Origin of the sequence: Agrococcus sp. UYP10, from assembly GCF_040547205.1 — a bacterium.
In the GTDB taxonomy this organism is placed as follows: Bacteria; Actinomycetota; Actinomycetes; order Actinomycetales; family Microbacteriaceae; genus Agrococcus; species Agrococcus jenensis.
This window is the reverse complement of sequence record NZ_JBEPPG010000001.1, coordinates 396,743-412,045: the sequence shown is the minus strand read 5'-3', so window position 1 is coordinate 412,045 and position 15,303 is coordinate 396,743. Positions and strand designations below refer to the sequence as shown.

The 15,303-nt window shown below is 71.9% G+C and carries 17 protein-coding genes and 1 tRNA gene; 11 read left to right on the top strand and 7 right to left on the bottom strand.

Features of this window, described 5'->3' with window-relative positions; all coding sequences use genetic code 11:
* The first annotated feature begins 99 nt into the window (after positions 1-99).
* The 3 genes from ABIB37_RS02045 to ABIB37_RS02035 are packed head-to-tail and all read left to right on the top strand — an operon-like array spanning position 100 to position 2,444.
* Positions 100-1,035, top strand: coding sequence for a DsbA family protein (locus tag ABIB37_RS02045; RefSeq protein WP_354256106.1), 936 nt, complete (start codon positions 100-102; stop codon positions 1,033-1,035).
* On the top strand, positions 1,035-2,027 hold the full coding sequence (locus tag ABIB37_RS02040) for a DsbA family protein (RefSeq protein WP_354256103.1): 993 nt from the start codon (positions 1,035-1,037) through the stop codon (positions 2,025-2,027). The genes ABIB37_RS02045 and ABIB37_RS02040 overlap by 1 nt, the downstream gene beginning before the upstream one ends.
* 36 nt (positions 2,028-2,063) lie before the next feature.
* Entirely contained in the window at positions 2,064-2,444 is a 381-nt protein-coding gene (locus ABIB37_RS02035) for a hypothetical protein (protein ID WP_354256101.1), read from the top strand.
* A gap of 47 nt (positions 2,445-2,491) precedes the next feature.
* Here the strand turns inward: ABIB37_RS02035 and ABIB37_RS02030 are convergent, their stop codons facing one another.
* Together ABIB37_RS02030 and ABIB37_RS02025 are read right to left on the bottom strand one after the other, a co-directional pair.
* Complete coding sequence (locus ABIB37_RS02030) at positions 2,492-2,992, bottom strand: hypothetical protein (protein WP_354256098.1); 501 nt, start codon at positions 2,990-2,992, stop codon at positions 2,492-2,494.
* A gap of 102 nt (positions 2,993-3,094) precedes the next feature.
* Positions 3,095-3,166, bottom strand: a tRNA-Thr gene (locus ABIB37_RS02025).
* A 45-nt stretch (positions 3,167-3,211) separates the two neighbouring features.
* Between ABIB37_RS02025 and ABIB37_RS02020 the strand changes: the two genes are divergently transcribed.
* Together ABIB37_RS02020 and ABIB37_RS02015 are read left to right on the top strand one after the other, a co-directional pair.
* On the top strand, positions 3,212-3,736 hold the full coding sequence (locus ABIB37_RS02020) for a GNAT family N-acetyltransferase (protein WP_354256095.1): 525 nt from the start codon (positions 3,212-3,214) through the stop codon (positions 3,734-3,736).
* Complete coding sequence (locus tag ABIB37_RS02015) at positions 3,733-4,668, top strand: DMT family transporter (RefSeq protein ID WP_354256092.1); 936 nt, start codon at positions 3,733-3,735, stop codon at positions 4,666-4,668. The genes ABIB37_RS02020 and ABIB37_RS02015 overlap by 4 nt, the downstream gene beginning before the upstream one ends.
* 66 nt (positions 4,669-4,734) lie before the next feature.
* Here ABIB37_RS02015 and msrB read toward each other — a convergent pair whose 3' ends face one another.
* Positions 4,735-5,133 (bottom strand): peptide-methionine (R)-S-oxide reductase MsrB, encoded by a 399-nt coding sequence (msrB, locus tag ABIB37_RS02010; RefSeq protein ID WP_354256090.1) that lies wholly within the window; start codon positions 5,131-5,133, stop codon positions 4,735-4,737.
* Between the two features lie 73 nt (positions 5,134-5,206).
* On the opposite strand from msrB, the gene ABIB37_RS02005 reads away from it, so the two are divergent.
* The 3 genes from ABIB37_RS02005 (at position 5,207) to groL (ending at position 7,898) form a co-directional block, all read left to right on the top strand.
* Positions 5,207-5,575 (top strand): DUF3263 domain-containing protein, encoded by a 369-nt coding sequence (locus ABIB37_RS02005; RefSeq protein WP_354256087.1) that lies wholly within the window; start codon positions 5,207-5,209, stop codon positions 5,573-5,575.
* Entirely contained in the window at positions 5,572-6,126 is a 555-nt protein-coding gene (locus tag ABIB37_RS02000) for a LytR C-terminal domain-containing protein (protein ID WP_354256084.1), read from the top strand. The genes ABIB37_RS02005 and ABIB37_RS02000 overlap by 4 nt, the downstream gene beginning before the upstream one ends.
* Before the next feature lie 152 nt (positions 6,127-6,278).
* Complete coding sequence (gene groL, locus ABIB37_RS01995) at positions 6,279-7,898, top strand: chaperonin GroEL (protein ID WP_354256081.1); 1,620 nt, start codon at positions 6,279-6,281, stop codon at positions 7,896-7,898.
* 298 nt (positions 7,899-8,196) lie between these two features.
* On the opposite strand, the gene ABIB37_RS01990 is transcribed toward groL, so the two are convergent.
* The 4 genes from ABIB37_RS01990 to ABIB37_RS01975 all read right to left on the bottom strand — a co-directional run bounded on the left by ABIB37_RS01990 (position 8,197) and on the right by ABIB37_RS01975 (position 12,574).
* Positions 8,197-8,487: a WXG100 family type VII secretion target gene (locus ABIB37_RS01990; RefSeq protein WP_123697211.1), complete on the bottom strand. Its 291-nt coding sequence runs from the start codon at positions 8,485-8,487 to the stop codon at positions 8,197-8,199.
* A 78-nt stretch (positions 8,488-8,565) separates the two neighbouring features.
* The gene (locus ABIB37_RS01985) at positions 8,566-10,167 is read right to left on the bottom strand and encodes a sensor histidine kinase (RefSeq protein WP_354256078.1); all 1,602 of its coding nucleotides are present in this window, start codon (positions 10,165-10,167) and stop codon (positions 8,566-8,568) included.
* The gene (locus tag ABIB37_RS01980; RefSeq protein ID WP_354256075.1) at positions 10,168-10,863 is read right to left on the bottom strand and encodes a response regulator transcription factor; all 696 of its coding nucleotides are present in this window, start codon (positions 10,861-10,863) and stop codon (positions 10,168-10,170) included.
* 55 nt (positions 10,864-10,918) lie between these two features.
* Complete coding sequence (locus tag ABIB37_RS01975; protein ID WP_354256072.1) at positions 10,919-12,574, bottom strand: DNA repair helicase XPB; 1,656 nt, start codon at positions 12,572-12,574, stop codon at positions 10,919-10,921.
* A gap of 91 nt (positions 12,575-12,665) precedes the next feature.
* On the opposite strand from ABIB37_RS01975, the gene ABIB37_RS01970 reads away from it, so the two are divergent.
* Genes ABIB37_RS01970 through ABIB37_RS01960 form a run of 3 tightly spaced genes read left to right on the top strand, consistent with a single transcriptional unit; the run spans position 12,666 to position 15,274 of the window.
* Entirely contained in the window at positions 12,666-13,067 is a 402-nt protein-coding gene (locus ABIB37_RS01970; RefSeq protein WP_354256069.1) for an ArsR/SmtB family transcription factor, read from the top strand.
* Positions 13,051-13,986: a cation diffusion facilitator family transporter gene (locus ABIB37_RS01965; protein ID WP_354256066.1), complete on the top strand. Its 936-nt coding sequence runs from the start codon at positions 13,051-13,053 to the stop codon at positions 13,984-13,986. Before ABIB37_RS01970 ends, ABIB37_RS01965 begins: the two co-directional genes overlap by 17 nt.
* 43 nt (positions 13,987-14,029) lie before the next feature.
* Positions 14,030-15,274 (top strand): Nramp family divalent metal transporter, encoded by a 1,245-nt coding sequence (locus ABIB37_RS01960; RefSeq protein WP_354256064.1) that lies wholly within the window; start codon positions 14,030-14,032, stop codon positions 15,272-15,274.
* Positions 15,275-15,303: the final 29 nt, after the last annotated feature.

The window sequence follows — 15,303 nt, the reverse complement described above, 5'->3', positions numbered from 1 at the left end:
CCCGCGGGGACATCCTGGCACGGGAAGTGCCCGGTACCCTAGGAACTGGCGTGTGCTCTCAGCGCGCCACCGGATCCCGGTCGAGCAGGACAGGAACGCATGAGCGACAAGCTGACGAAGAACGAGCGCCGAGCGCAGGCGCGCGAGCAGGCACGCGCGATGCAGGAGCGCCGGCGTCGCCGCGAGCGGATGCGCCGCGGCCTGACGATCGGCGGCATCATCCTCGCGGCCGTCGCGATCGTCGCGATCGTCGCGGTCGTGATCGTGAACAGCATCCGTCCCGCCGGCCCCGGCCCCGAGAACATGGCGAGCAACGGCATCGTCGTCGGGCAGGACTTCGTCGCCGAGCGGACGGCCGCGACGCCTGCCGAGGGCGAGCCGACGCCGACCGAGCCGCGCGAGGACATCATCCAGATCGAGATCTACCAGGACTACATGTGCCCCGTGTGCGGTGCCTTCGACGAGGCGAACCGCGCCACGCTCGAGCAGCTGCTGGACACCGGCGCCGCGACCGTCGAGGTGCACCCGATCGCCATCCTCGACCGGTTCTCGCTCGGCACGAAGTTCTCCACGCGCTCCGCGTCCGCCGCGGCCTGCGTCGCCGAGTTCGCGCCCGACCAGTTCTGGGCGTTCAACTCCGCGATGTACGACAACCAGCCGGAGGAGCAGACCGCGGGCCTCACGAACGATGAGATCGTCGGCATCGCCGAGGGCGCGGGCATCGACCCGTCGACCGGCGTCGCTGACTGCATCCGTGAGGGCCGGTTCATGAGCTGGGCCGAGGACGCGACGATCCGTGCCGGTTCGCAGCCGCTGCCCGGCACCGACGGCGTCGTCGCCGACCGCACGCCGACGGTGCTCGTCAACGGCCAGAAGTACGAGGGGGCGCCCAACGACGCCGCCGGGTTCCAGGCGTTCGTGACGGCGACCGCCGGCCAGCTGACCGGCGAGTCCGAGACGCCCGAGGCGACGGAGACGCCCGCGCCGAGCGAGACGCCCGCGCCCAGCGAGACGCCCGCGCCGAGCGAGGGCTGATGCGCCGGCGCGCCTGGCCGGCAGGGCTCGCGATCGCCGCGATCGCCCTGCTGGCCGGGTGCGCCGCCACCCCGCCCGCCCCGATCACCACGATCGGCGAGCTGGGCGCTGCCTACCTCGAGGCGGGCGGCGAGTGCAGCGACCTCGTCGAGCAGTACCGCGCGACGGAGACGGATCCGGTGGTCGCCGCGTGCGGCACCGGCACCGAGCTCGTGCTCGCCGCCGACGCCGACGAGGCGCAGGCGATCGCGACCGAGCGGCAGCTGCAGGAGCAGACCGTGCTCGTCGCCGATCGCTGGGTCATCCGCGACCCGGCGCTCGAGACCATCCAGCAGTCGCTCGGCGGCCAGATCGTGCGGCTCGCGCCCGCAGACGGCCCGGCGAACATGGCCGACGCCATCGCCTTCGGCGCCGACGGGGTCGTCGAGGCCGACCCGGTGCCCGCCGAGGGCGAGCCCGCGGCCGTCGAGCCGCCGTCCGGCATCCACGACATCCTCGTCGTCGTCGACCCGCGCTGCGAGTACTGCGCGCGGGCGCTCACGGCGAGCGGCGAGGAGCTCGAGCGGCTCGCGGACGACGGGGAGGCGCGGGTCGCCTACCTGCCGGTGTCGCTCGGCGACGAGATCGCCAACGGCTATGCGTCGACGCTCGGCGCGAACGCGCTCGCGTGCGTCGCCGACAGCGCCCCCGACGCCTACCGACCGTTCCAGAGCGCGCTGCTCGCGCACCTGCAGACGACGCGCTTCGATGCCGCCGAGGTGACGGCGCTCGCGGCCGAGCAGGGGGCGGAGGTCGGCGACTGCATCGCGTCGGCCCCGTTCGCGTGGTGGGTGCGGCAGGCGACCGTGCGGGCGATCGAGGAGCCCCTGCAGGGCGTCGAGCCGCTGCGCGGCGTGCCGACGATCCTCGTCGACGGCGTCAGCTTCGCGGGCGACGTGAGCGATCCGGCCGCCCTCGCGGCGTTCGTCGCGGCGCAGGCGCCGCGCTCCTAGTCCCGACCGCGCGCCTGCCGCTTGCTAGCCTCCAGCATGCAGATCTCCGTCGGCTCCTGGCTGATCATCGACGCCGCGCTCGACAACGCCATCGCGGTCGCGCTCCAGTCGGATGGCGACGACGCGATGGTGGCGCATGCGCGAGCGCTGCGCGAGCGCGGCTGGGCGGCAGGCGAGGCGCATGCGCAGCACGACGAGGGGCCGGTCGGCTGGCCGCCGCGATCGGCCAGCCTCGACATCGAGGCGACCGCAGCCGACCTCGACTTCCTGCGCGCGCAGGTCGACGCCGCGATCGAGGTGACGGAGGGCCTCCTCGACGACGACCGGCTCCATCCGCAGGCGCGCGCCGAGCAGGAGCGCAGCCGCACGCTCGCCGAGCGGACGCGGGAGGAGCTCGCCGCCGTCGCGGGATCCTGAACGAGCGCGTCGCGGGATGACCGCCGCGGGTGCCGTCGAGGGACGGCTCATGGCCGGATCGCCGCTGGCCGCCAGCGCGCGACCGCGTCAGCCGTCTCGCGGAGGAACGCGTCGAGCACGGCGTCCACCTCGACCCGATCGCGCCTCGGCTGCCACACCTCGAGGTCGTCCTCGAGCTGCACGAGTCGCTCGACAGCTCGACGGCTGGAGCCGTGCATGATCACGTCGTGTGCCCACGAGGTGAGCTCGCGCAACGAGCGCGCGCCGCTGCGGTGCTCCATGACCATGACTCGGAGCGCGATCACCTGCGCATCCTCGTCGGACATCGGCCGGTAGTCGAGTCCCAGCGCCGAATGCGCGCGCCGGACGAGCGCTCGCGCCTCCGACCACCCCAGCGAAGGGCTCGCCCCGGCCAGCTCGGCGACCTCGAGCGCCTCGTCGCCGTCGAGCAGCGCCATCACGGCGGCATCGATGCTGCTGCGGAAGTCGCCGAACACCAGCGTGCGCGCGTGAGCGACCGTGAACGCGTCAGCCGTGCTGTCCTCCATGGCTGCATCTCAGCACGCTGCGCACTGCCGCGCGCGCAGCGCGGTTCGTGTCGCCCGGAACACGAGCGCGCGGGAGCAGGCAGCGCCCCGACGTCCGAGCGGAGCCCCCTGTCAGGATCGAACTGACGACCTACGCTTTACAAGAGCGTTGCTCTACCACTGAGCTAAGGAGGCGCGGCCCGGTTCGCCCGGGACCGTCAGCCATTCTAGGCTTGCCCAGTGAGCCGCCTGCGTCCCTGGAACCCCGAGCGCGACGCGGCGGCCGTGCTCGCCGCGTTCGCGGGATCCGACGACCTGCACCGCCAGGCACCGCCCATCCGCACGCTCGACGAGGCGCACGCGTACCTCGCCGACATCGCCGACGACGCGCTCGCGATCGACGTCGACGGCATCGCGGTGGGCTGCATCTCGGCCGCCGATCGCGACCTCCGCCACGGCACCGCCTGGATGTCGTACTGGCTCGCCCCTGCCGCTCGCGGCCGCGGGCTCGCGGCGCGGGCGCTCGACACGCGCTCCCGCAGCCTCTTCGCCGACGGCTTCCACCGCTTGGAGCTCGGCGCGAGGGCCAACAACCCGGCGTCCGTCGCGGTCGCGGAGCGCGCGGGGTTCGTGCGCGAGGGCGTCGAGCGGGAGCGGCTGCGCTACGTCGACGAGCACGGACGCGACGAGCGCTTCGACGTCGTCCGGCTCGCGCGGCTCGCGACCGACCCCGCCCCCGACCTCACCCCGATGGAGCTCGCATGACCGCCTTCCTCTGGCTGCTCGCCTCGATCGGGGCCGGTACGGGCCTCGCGCTGCAGAGCCGCGTGAACGGCGAGCTCGGCGCCCGCCTCGAGCACGGCATGCTCGCCGCGCTCATCTCGTTCGGCATCGGCACCGCGGTGCTCGCCCTCCTGCTCGTCGTCTGGCCGGGCGCACGAGCGGGCGTACGTCGACTGATCGGCGTGATCCGCGACGGCTCGATGCCGTGGTGGTACGCGACGACCGGTCTGCTCGGCGCCTTCCTCGTCGCGACCCAGGGCATCGTCGTCGGCACGCTCGGCGTCGCGCTCTACACGGTCGGCGTGGTCGCCGGCCAGACGATGAGCGGGCTCGCGGTGGATCGGATGGGCCTCGGCGGCCTCGCGAGGAAGGCCATCACGCCGCCGCGCGTCGTCGGCGCGGTGCTCGCGCTCGTCGCCGTGGGCCTCGCCCTCGTCGGCACCGGCGAGCTCGAGGGCGCCTGGCTCATCGTGCTGCCGTTCCTCGCCGGCCTGCTGCAGTCGCTGCAGCAGGCGATGGGCGGGCTCGTGCAGCGGCACGCGCAGTCGGCGATCGCGCAGACGGTGTCGAACTTCGTCGTCGGCACGATCGCGCTCGCACTGTTCGTGCTCGTGCAGACCGCCCTGGGCGTGCGCGGGGCGCCGCTGCCGACGGAGCCGTGGCTCTACATCGGCGGGCTGCTCGGCATCGTCTTCATCGCGCTCATGTCGGTCGCCGTGCACCACCTCGGCGTGCTCACGATGGGCCTCGGCGTCATCTGCGGGCAGGTGGTGACGTCGGTGCTGCTCGACGTCGTCTTCCCCGCCGGCCACCCGGTCACCATCTGGTCGCTGCTGGGCGCCGGCCTGACGATCGCGGCGGTCGGCGTCTCGGCGATCCGCCGCCCGGTGCGCCGGAAAGCTCGATCGGCCTGAGCGCACCGCCAGCGACGTGGGCCGCCTGCGTCCGCGCTCAGCCCGATCGAGCTCGCAGCCGCGCGGTCAGGACTCGGGCGTGAAGGTCATCGCGAGCGAGTTCATGCAGAACCGGTCGCCGGTCGGCGTCTGCGGGGCGTCGTCGAAGAGGTGGCCGAGGTGGCTGCCGCACTTCGCGCATCGCACCTCGGTGCGCACCATGCCGAGCGAGCGGTCCTCGATGAGCTCGACGGCGTCCTCGCGGGCCTCGTAGAAGCTCGGCCAGCCGCAGCCGGCGTCGAACTTCGTCTGGTCGTCGAAGAGCTCGTTGCCGCACGCGCCGCACGCGTAGACGCCCTGGCGCTGCTCGTCGAGCAGCGCGCCTGTCCAGGGGCGCTCCGTGCCGGCCTGGCGCAGCACGCGGTAGGCGTCGGGGGCGAGGGCCTCACGCCACTCGGAGTCGGAGCGTTCGATTCGATCGGTCATGCCTCGATGCTACGCCGCGGCGGAGCGCGTTTCGCGGCGGGCAGAACGCGGCGCCACACCTAGGATCGACTCCATGTCGACCGAGCCGCGCCATCGCTCGAAGGGCACTGCCGACGAGGCGGCGGCCCTCGCGTTCGCGGCCGCCGAGGCAGCCCGGCCCGAGCACGACGGCATCGGCGAGGCGACGGATGCGGCGACCGGTCCCGGCACGGCGGCCGACGACCTCGCACGGGCTCGGGAGGAGCGCATCCGCGCGGTGCTCGACTTCGAGGCGGGCTGGTCGAGCCACGGCGGCGCGAAGGCACGGGCCATCCGGACCGAGTTCGGCTGGTCGACCACGCGCTACTACCAGGTGCTCGACGCAGCGATCGAGACGCCGCAGGCGCTGCACCACGACCCGATGCTCGTGCGCCGGCTGCTGCGACTGCGCGACGGCGCATGAGCCGCACGCACCGCGTCGGCGCGCACCGCAGCACCGGCGACACCCGCTGGCCGCGCTGGGCGATCCTGCTCGCCGCGCTCGCGGTGGCGGTCGTGCTCACCGCTGTCGGCCTCTTCCTGCTCGACCGCCTGCGCATCGAGCCGGTGCCCGAGCCGGTCGCCACGGAGGAGCCGCTCGTGATCGCCGACCCGTCGCAGATCGACCCGACGATCGACGCGTCGATCACGGTGCTCGACGGTACGGGGGAGCGAGGCGTCGCTGCAGGCGCGGGCCAGGCGCTCTCCGACGCCGGCTGGTCGGTCGTCGCCACCGCATCCGCCACCGAGGTCGGCGACCGCACGGTCGTCTGGTTCGACGCCCCCGCGCTCGAGCCCATCGCGCGCGGCCTCGCGCAGCAGCTGGGCGTCGGCCAGGCGCTGCAGTCGGACGGCCGCATCTCGGGCTCCCCGATCACGATCGTGCTCGGCACGGATGCGCCCGGCACGGTGCCGAGCGTCGCCCCGAGCGAGGACGGCGACGTCGACCACGCGCCGACGCCGCCCGCGCCGTAGCCCCCGCCCGGTCCCGCGCCGACGGCCGGTCTCGGAGGCCGCGCGTGCTTGGCTTGCACTCGAAGGTGCCGAGTGCCAAACTTGGGCCTTGGCACTCGCCCTGTTGGAGTGCCAGTTGAACGTCCACAGCGTCCAGGAGGGACGAGACTGCAATGGCAAAGATGATCGCATTCAACGAGGAGGCCCGCCGCGGGCTGGAGCGTGGACTCAACACGCTCGCCGACGCGGTGAAGGTGACCCTCGGCCCGCGTGGCCGCAACGTCGTGCTCGAGAAGAAGTGGGGCGCCCCCACCATCACGAACGACGGTGTCTCGATCGCCAAGGAGATCGAGCTCGAGGACCCCTACGAGAAGATCGGCGCCGAGCTGGTCAAGGAGGTCGCCAAGAAGACCGACGACGTCGCCGGTGACGGCACGACGACGGCCACCGTGCTGGCCCAGGCGCTGGTCCGCGAGGGCCTCCGCAACGTCGCCGCAGGCGCCGACCCGATCACGCTCAAGCGCGGCATCGAGAAGGCCACGGCCGCGGTCACCGCGGAGCTGCTGAAGAACGCCAAGGAGGTCGAGACCAAGGCGGAGATCGCCGCGACGGCATCGATCTCGGCGGCGGACGAGGAGATCGGCGCGCTGATCGCCGAGGCCATCGACAAGGTCGGCAAGGAGGGCGTCGTCACCGTCGAGGAGTCGAACACCTTCGGCACCGAGCTCGAGCTGACCGAGGGCATGCGCTTCGACAAGGGCTTCCTGTCGCAGTACTTCGTGACGGACCCCGAGCGCCAGGAGACGGTGTTCGAGGACCCGTACATCCTGATCGTCAACTCGAAGATCTCGAACATCAAGGACCTGCTCCCGGTCGTCGACAAGGTGATCCAGGCGGGCAAGCAGCTCGTCATCATCGCCGAGGACGTCGAGGGCGAGGCGCTCGCGACGCTCGTCGTGAACAAGATCCGCGGCATCTTCAAGTCCGTCGCCGTCAAGGCTCCGGGCTTCGGCGACCGCCGCAAGGCGATGCTCGCCGACATGGCCATCCTCACGGGCGGCCAGGTCATCTCCGAGGAGGTCGGCCTCAAGCTCGAGAACACGACGCTCGACATGCTGGGCCGTGCGCGCAAGGTCGTCATCACGAAGGACGAGACGACGATCGTCGAGGGTGCGGGCGAGGCTGACGCCATCGCCGGCCGCGTGCGCCAGATCCGCCAGGAGATCGAGGCGACCGACAGCGACTACGACCGCGAGAAGCTCCAGGAGCGCCTCGCGAAGCTCGCCGGTGGCGTCGCCGTCATCAAGTCGGGTGCCGCGACCGAGGTCGAGCTCAAGGAGCGCAAGCACCGCATCGAGGACGCCGTCCGCAACGCGAAGGCCGCTGTCGAGGAGGGCATCGTCGCCGGTGGTGGCGTCGCGCTCATCCAGGCTGCGAAGACCGCGTTCGACGGCCTCGAGCTCACGGGCGACGAGGCGACGGGCGCGAACATCGTCCGCGTCGCGGTCGACGCTCCGCTCAAGCAGATCGCCCTCAACGCCGGCCTCGAGCCGGGCGTCGTGGTCGAGAAGGTCCGCAGCCTCCCGGTGGGCCACGGCCTCAACGCCGCCACGGGCGAGTACGTCGACATGCTCGCCGCGGGCATCTCCGACCCGGTCAAGGTGACGCGCTCCGCGCTCGCCAACGCCGCGTCGATCGCCGGCCTCTTCCTCACGACCGAGGTCGTCGTCGCCGACAAGCCCGAGAAGGCGTCGGCCATGCCGGCAGACCCCACGGGTGGCATGGACTTCTGAGTCCGGAGGCTTCGGGTCCGCGTAGCGGGCCTGAAGCCGGAGGACTCAAGGTCGAGGAGCAGCCGCCGAAGGCGGCCGCGCATCGAGACCCAGGAGCTCCACCACAACGAAGGGCCCCAGCAGCAGTGCTGGGGCCCTTCGCCGTACCCGGGTGTTCTCGATACGCGCGCGGCTGCGCCGCGTGCTACTCGACCAGCAAGAGGCGTGGCTCCGGCGCGTGCTCCTCGACCAGCAAGAGGTGGTCTCGATACGCGCGCGGCTCCGCCGCGTGCTACTCGACCAGCGTGCGCCGGGCGACCTAGCCGCCGAACAGGCGCGCGTTGCCCGCCTCCACCTCGTCGTACTGGCGGCCCGCCGCTGCGAGCGCCTCGTTGATGTTCGCGAGCGACTCGTCCACCCGCTGCTGGGTCGCGCGCCACTCCTGCAGGAGCGCCTGGAAGGCGACGGACGCCTGGCCCGTCCACGACTCCTGCAGCGCCTGCAGCTGCGCGAGCATGGCCGCGACCTCCGACTGCACCCGCGACCCCGTGCCCCGCACGCCGACGTGCGCGCCGTGGAGCGCGTCGGCGTCGACGCCGTACCTGCTCATGATCCGTACCTGCTCATGATCCCCTCGATCCCGCGCGGCGCATCCGCGCTCGAGGGAGAAGGTAGGCGGATGCGCCGATCAGGCGAGGCCGCGGAGGACGCCCTGTGGATCGCCGGTCGTCGAGGTCTCCGGTCGGAGCCGCTGCGACAGCGCCATCACCGCCGAGTCGTCGGCGAGCGGGATGGCGATGCGGAACGTCGCACCGCCGCCCGGCGTCTCGACGACATCGACGCGCCCGCGGTGCGCGCGCACGATGCCCGCGACGATCGCGAGGCCGAGACCCGAGCCGCCCAGCTCGCGGGCCCGCGAGCTCTCGGCGCGGAAGAAGCGCTGGAAGATGCGATCGCGCAGCTCCTCCGGCACGCCCTCGCCGTGGTCGATGACGAGCACGACCGCCTCGCGGCGCCGGGTCGACACGCCCACCCCGAGCTCGATCGGCGTGCCGTCGGGCGTGTAGCGCAGCGCGTTGCCGATGAGGTTCGAGATCACCTGCCGCAGCGTGTGCTCGTCGCCCATCACGATGGCGGGCGGCGTCAGGGGCGGCGGCGTGAAGACGCCGCTCGAGGGCGCGTCGTCGACGGCGCCGGCCACCGGCCCCATCTCGTCGGCGGCGATCGGCAGCACCGCCACGTGCCGGTCGGTCGCGCCGACGCGGGTGTCGCTCGCGGCGTCGTTCACGAGCGGCACGAGGTCGAGCGGCTGCAGGTCGAGCGGCCGGCGCTCGTCGAGCCGCGCGAGCTGCAGCAGGTCCTCGACGAGCCGGGCCATGCGCTTCGCCTCGCCCTCGATGCGGTCCATGGCGCTCGAGACGTCCTCGGGTCGCGAGATCGCGCCCATCCGGTACAGCTCGGCGTAGCCGCGCACCGACACGAGCGGGGTGCGCAGCTCGTGGCTCGCGTCGCCGACGAACTGCCGCATCTGCGCGACCGACGCGTCGCGCTGCTCGATCGCGGCCTCGATGCGGTCGAGCATCGCGTTGAGCGACTGCTGCAGCGAGCCCACCTCGGTGCGCGGGTTCTCACCCGTGAGGCGGGTGTCATAGTCGCCGTCAGCGAACCGCTGCGCCTCCGCAGCGACCTTCCGCAGGCCGCGCAGCGTCGAGACGGCGAGGATCCGCGTCAGCGCGGCGCCGAGCACGATCGCGAGCAGCGAGAACCCGGCGAACACGAGCATGAAGGTGGCGGTCGTCGACTCGAGCGACTGCAGGTCGACCGCGACGACCGAGACCAGCAGCTCGCCGGTGCCCTCGACCGTGCTGGGCGCGACGAGCGTGCGCCAGCTCGACTCGCCGTCGATCGAGGGCAGCGTGAAGGCGGTGTCCTGCTCCGCCGCGGTGCCGATCGTGAGGCCCGAGAGGTCGGGGTTGTCGGGTGCTGGCAGCTTGTTGTCGCACAGCACCGTGCCCGACGCATCCCCGACGCCCAGGTAGTACGTGTTGGGCATGCGCTGCGCGAGGTCGCACTGCTCGGGGGAGTCGGTGCGCGTGATCGGCTCGCTCGTGAACGCGCGCATCGCCAGCTCGAGGTCGCGGTCGACGTCGGCCACCTGCGCATCGCGGATGATGCTCAGCGTGCCGATGCCCGCGAGCGCGAGCCCGAAGGTCATGACGACGACGATGAGTGCGCTGATGCGCCCGGCCAGCGTGGTGCGGCCGAGCAGGCGAGCGAGCGCGCCCCGCACCTACGCCTTCGGCGACTTCAGCATGTAGCCGAACCCGCGCTTCGTGACGATCATCGGCTCGGCGGCGCCGTCGTCGATCTTGCGCCGCAGGTAGGAGATGTACGACTCGACGATGCCGACGTCGCCGTTGAAGTCGTACTCCCACACGTGGTCGAGGATCTGCGCCTTCGACAGCACGCGGTTGGCGTTGAGCATGAGGTAGCGCAGCAGCTTGAACTCGGTGGGGGAGAGCTCGATCTCCTCGCCGCCCACGGTGACCTCGTGCGTGTCCTGGTTCATCGCGAGCTCGCCGACGTGGATCGTGGCGTCGTCGGTCTCGGCCATCGTGCGCCGCAGGATCGCCTTGATGCGCGCGATGATCTCGTCGAGCGAGAAGGGCTTCGTGACGTAGTCGTCGCCGCCGACGGTGAGGCCGGTGATCTTGTCGTCGGTGTCGTCCTTCGCGGTGAGGAAGAGGATGGGCGACGTGAAGCCGGATGCGCGGAGCCGCTTGGTGACGCCGAAGCCGCTGATGTCGGGCAGCATCACGTCGAGCAGGATGAGGTCGGGCTCGTCCTCCAGCACCGCCGAGATCGCTGCGGCGCCTGCGCCGACGGCGCGCACGTCGAAGCCGGCGAAGCGGAGGCTCGTGGAGAGCAGGTCGCGGATGTGGGGCTCGTCGTCCACCACGAGGATCTTGGCGCTGGGCTCAGTCATGCGCTCAGTCTCTGATCGTTGCCTGTGCGGTTCCTGAACGCCAGCCGCCAGCGCATCAGCTGGCCGCGGCGTGGTCCGCGAGGCCGAGCTCGTGCTCGTCGAGGATCGTGTACGCGTAGCCCTGCTCGGCGAGGAACCGCTGCCGGCCGAGGGCGAACTCCTGGTCGACGGTGTCGCGCGCCACGATCGTGTAGAAGCTCGCGGTGCGGCCGCCCTTCGGCCGCAGCAGTCGTCCGAGGCGCTGGGCCTCCTCCTGGCGCGAGCCGAACGATCCCGACACCTGCACGGCGAGCGAGGCGTCCGGCAGGTCGACCGAGAAGTTCGCCACCTTCGACACCACGAGCACCCGCTCGGTGCCGTCGCGGAACGCCTGGAACAGCTCCTCGCGCTCCGAGACCGGCGTCTCGCCGGTGATGAGCGGCGCGTCGAGCGCCTCCGACAGCTCGTCGAGCTGGTCGAGGTACTGGCCGATCACGAGCGTCGGCTCGTCCGGGTGCTCCTCGAGGATGCGCCGCACCGTCGGGATCTTCCGCGGGCTCGATGCCGCGATGCGGTAGCGGTCCCGGTCGCCGGACGCCGCGTACTCGAGCCGCTCGTCCTCGTCGAGCGTGATGCGCACCTCGAAGCACTCGGCGGGGGCGATGAAGCCCTGGCGCTCGATCTCCTTCCAGGGCGCGTCGAAGCGCTTCGGGCCGATGAGGCTGAAGACGTCGGACTCGCGGCCGTCCTCGCGCACGAGCGTCGCGGTGAGGCCGAGCCGGCGGCGGGCCTGCAGGTCGGCGGTGAGCTTGAACACCGGCGCGGGCAGCAGGTGCACCTCGTCGTAGACGATGAGGCCCCAGTCGAGCGCGTCGAGCACACCGAGGTGCGCGTACTCGCCGGCGCGCTTGACGGTGAGGATCTGATAGGTCGCGATCGTGACCGGCTTGATCTCCTTGCTGTGCCCGGAGTACTCGCCGATGTCCTCCGGCCTGAGGCTCGTGCGCGCCAGCAGCTCGTTGCGCCACTGCCGCGCCGAGACCGTGTTCGTCACGAGGATGAGCGTGGTCGTGTCGGTCGCGGCCATGGCCGCGGCGCCCACGATCGTCTTGCCCGCGCCGCAGGGGAGCACGACGACGCCCGAGCCGGCCTTCGAGAAGTGGTCGACCGCATCCTGCTGGTACGGCCGCATGGCCCAGCCGTCCTCGACGAGGTCGATCTCCATCGGCGTGCCGGGCGTGTAGCCGGCGAGGTCCTCGGCCGGCCAGCCGAGCTTCACGAGCTCCTGCTTCAGCTCCCCGCGCGCCCAGTCGACCACGCGGATGCCGTCGGTCGTCGGGCCGGCGAGCAGCGGCGCGATCTTCTTCGAGCGCCGCACCTCCTCGAGCACGGGCCGGTCCTGGCTGCGCAGCACGAGCCCCTCGTCGTCGCGCTCGATCACGAGCCGGCCGTAGCGGCCGATCGTCTCGCGGATGTCCTGCGCGACGCCCGCGGGCACCGGGAACTTGGCGTGCTGGTCGAGCGTGCCGATGATCTCGTCGGCCGTGTGGCCCGCCGCGCGGGCGTTCCAGAGGCCCAGCCGCGTCACCCGATAGGTGTGGATGTGCTCGGGCGCTCGCTCGAGCTCGGCGAAGACCTGGAGGGCCTGGCGAGCGGTCGCGGCATCGGGATGCGCCACCTCGAGCAGCACGGTGCGGTCGGACTGCACGATGAGGGGACCTGGGAGTGACATGACCTTCGAGCGTACTCCTCGCACGCGGCGTCCGCCCGGCCCATTCGAGCAGGCAGCGCGAATGAACGCTGGTGAGCGATACCATCGCCGCATGACGATGCATGAGCCGGTGCGCATCGACCGCGACGCCACGGTCGCGTTCGCTCAGCTGTTCCACGCGCTCTCGGACGCGTCGCGCCTCACCGTGCTGCAGCACCTCGCATCGGGTGAGCACCGCGTGCGAGACCTCGTCGAGCACCTGGGTCTCGCGCAGTCGACCGTGAGCAAGCATGTCGCGTCCCTCGTCGAGTGCGGGCTCATCGATGCACGTGCCGAGGGCCGTGCGACCTGGTACGCCCTCGCGCGTCCGGCGCTGCTCGCCGAGCTCGTCGTCGCCGCTGAGCGGCTGCTCGGCGCCGGCGGCGGACATCGCGTGCTGCATGCCCATCTGACGGATGCCGCCCGGAGCAGCGGCGAAGCGGGAGAGGAGGGCCCCCATGGGAGCAGGGCATGACCACGGAGCTTCCGGTGGAGCGGTGACGAGCGACTTCCGGGTGCGTCTCGGCATCGCCTTCGGACTGACTGCGACGATGGTGGTCGCCCAGGCGGTGGGCTCGGTGCTCACGGGCAGCCTCGCCCTGCTCACCGACACCGCGCACGCGCTGGCCGACGCCGCCGGCCTGCTCGTCGCGCTCATCGCCGCGACGCTGGTCCTGCGGCCGCCGACGTCCAAGCGCACCTGGGGCTTCCGCCGCATCGAGGTGATCGCGGCGCTGGGCCAGGCGACGCTGCTGCTCGGCGTCGGCGTCTACGCGGCCATCGAGGGCGTCCGACGGCTCTTCGAGCCGCCCGACATCCCCGCTTCCGAGCTCGTGGTGTTCGGCATCATCGGGCTCGTCATGAACGTGGTGTCCATCGTGGTGCTGGCGTCGAGCCGTGGCGCCAACTTCAACATGCGAGCCGCCTTCCTCGAGGTGCTGAACGATGCGCTCGGCTCGCTCGGCGTGATCGTCGCCGCGATCGTGATCGCGACCACCGGCTTCCAGCAGGCCGACGCGATCGCCGGGCTCTTCATCGCGGCCCTGATCGCGCCTCGGGCGTTCCTGCTGATGAAGGAGACGACAGCCGTGCTCATGGAGTTCACGCCGAGCGGACTCGACCTCGACGACGTCCGCCGCCACATCCTCGAGCTCGAGCACGTCCAGGACGTCCACGACCTGCACGCCTCCACGGTCGCCACGGGGCTGCCGACGATCAGCGCCCACGTGGTCGTCGATGACGGGTGCTTCTCGGACGGCCATGCCGCGGAGGTGCTCGAGGACGTCCAGCGCTGCGTCGAGGAGCACTTCAGCGTGGCCGTGCCCCACTCCACGTTCCAGATCGAGACGGCGCAGATCCGCGAACGTGAATCCTCCGCCGTTCGGCATCCCTGACAGAAAGGTTTCGGTCTCCCGAAACCCTGTGTACCCTCGTGGCATGGCCACCCCCGTGATCGCCACGAGCCGCGTCGCCCGCGGACCGCACTGGATGCTCCTGCTCGGGCCGGCGCTCGTCGCCGGCGTCGCGTACCTCGACCCCGGCAACGTCGCGTCCAACGTGACCGCGGGTGCCCGCTACGGATACCTGCTCATCTGGGTCGTCGTGAGCGCGAACCTGGTGGCGTGGCTCATCCAGTACCTCTCGGCGAAGCTCGGGGTGGTGACGGGCAAGAGCCTCCCGGAGCTGTGCGGAGAGCGCATCGGATCGCGCGCGGGGCGGATCGCCTACTGGGTGCAGGCAGAAGGTGTCGCGATGGCGACGGACCTGGCCGAGGTCATCGGTGGCGCGGTCGCCCTCTGGCTGCTGTTCGACATCCCGCTCCTCGTCGGCGGGGTGATCACCGGGACCGTCTCGCTGGTGCTGCTCGCGGTGCAGTCGCGGCGCGGGCCACGCGCGTTCGAGGGTGTCGTGATCGCGCTGCTCGCCATCATCGTGCTCGGCTTCACGTGGGGGGTCGTCGTCGCCCCGCCCGATCCCGCCGCATTCGCCGCGGGGCTCGTCCCGCGCTTCCAGGGCACGGACTCCGTCCTGCTCGCGGTGAGCGTGCTCGGCGCGACCATCATGCCGCACGCGATCTACGCGCACTCGAGCCTGTCGCGGGACCGCTTCCGCGACCGAGCGGGTCTGAGCACGCCGCGGCTGCTGCGCGCGACGCGAGTCGACGTCTCTGTCGCGATGGTGATCGCGGGGGGCGTGAACATCGCGATGATGCTGCTCGCTGCGGCGAACCTCGCCGGGGTGGAGGGCACCGACACGCTCGAGGGCGCCCACGCGGCGCTCGGCGCGTCGCTCGGCCCGGTCGTGGCGACCCTCTTCGCCGTGGGGCTGCTCGCCTCCGGCCTCGCCTCCACCTCGGTGGGCGCCTACGCGGGTGCCGAGATCATGCAGGGGCTGCTGCGAGTCCGGGTGCCGCTCGTGACGCGGCGGCTCGTCACGCTGATCCCCGCGCTCGTCGTGCTCGCCCTGGGTGTCGATCCCACCCTCGCGCTCGTGCTGAGCCAGGTGGTCCTGTCGTTCGGCATCCCGTTCGCCCTCATCCCGCTCGTGCGCCTGACGGCTGACCGGGCGCTCATGGGGCAGCACGTGAACCGGCTCTGGACGACCCTCGCGGGCGCGGTCGCAGCCGCGGCGCTGACGGCGCTCAACGGCGTGCTGCTGTGGCTGGTGCTCACCGGTCCCTGAGCAGACCTCAGCAGCAGGGCGACGCGTCG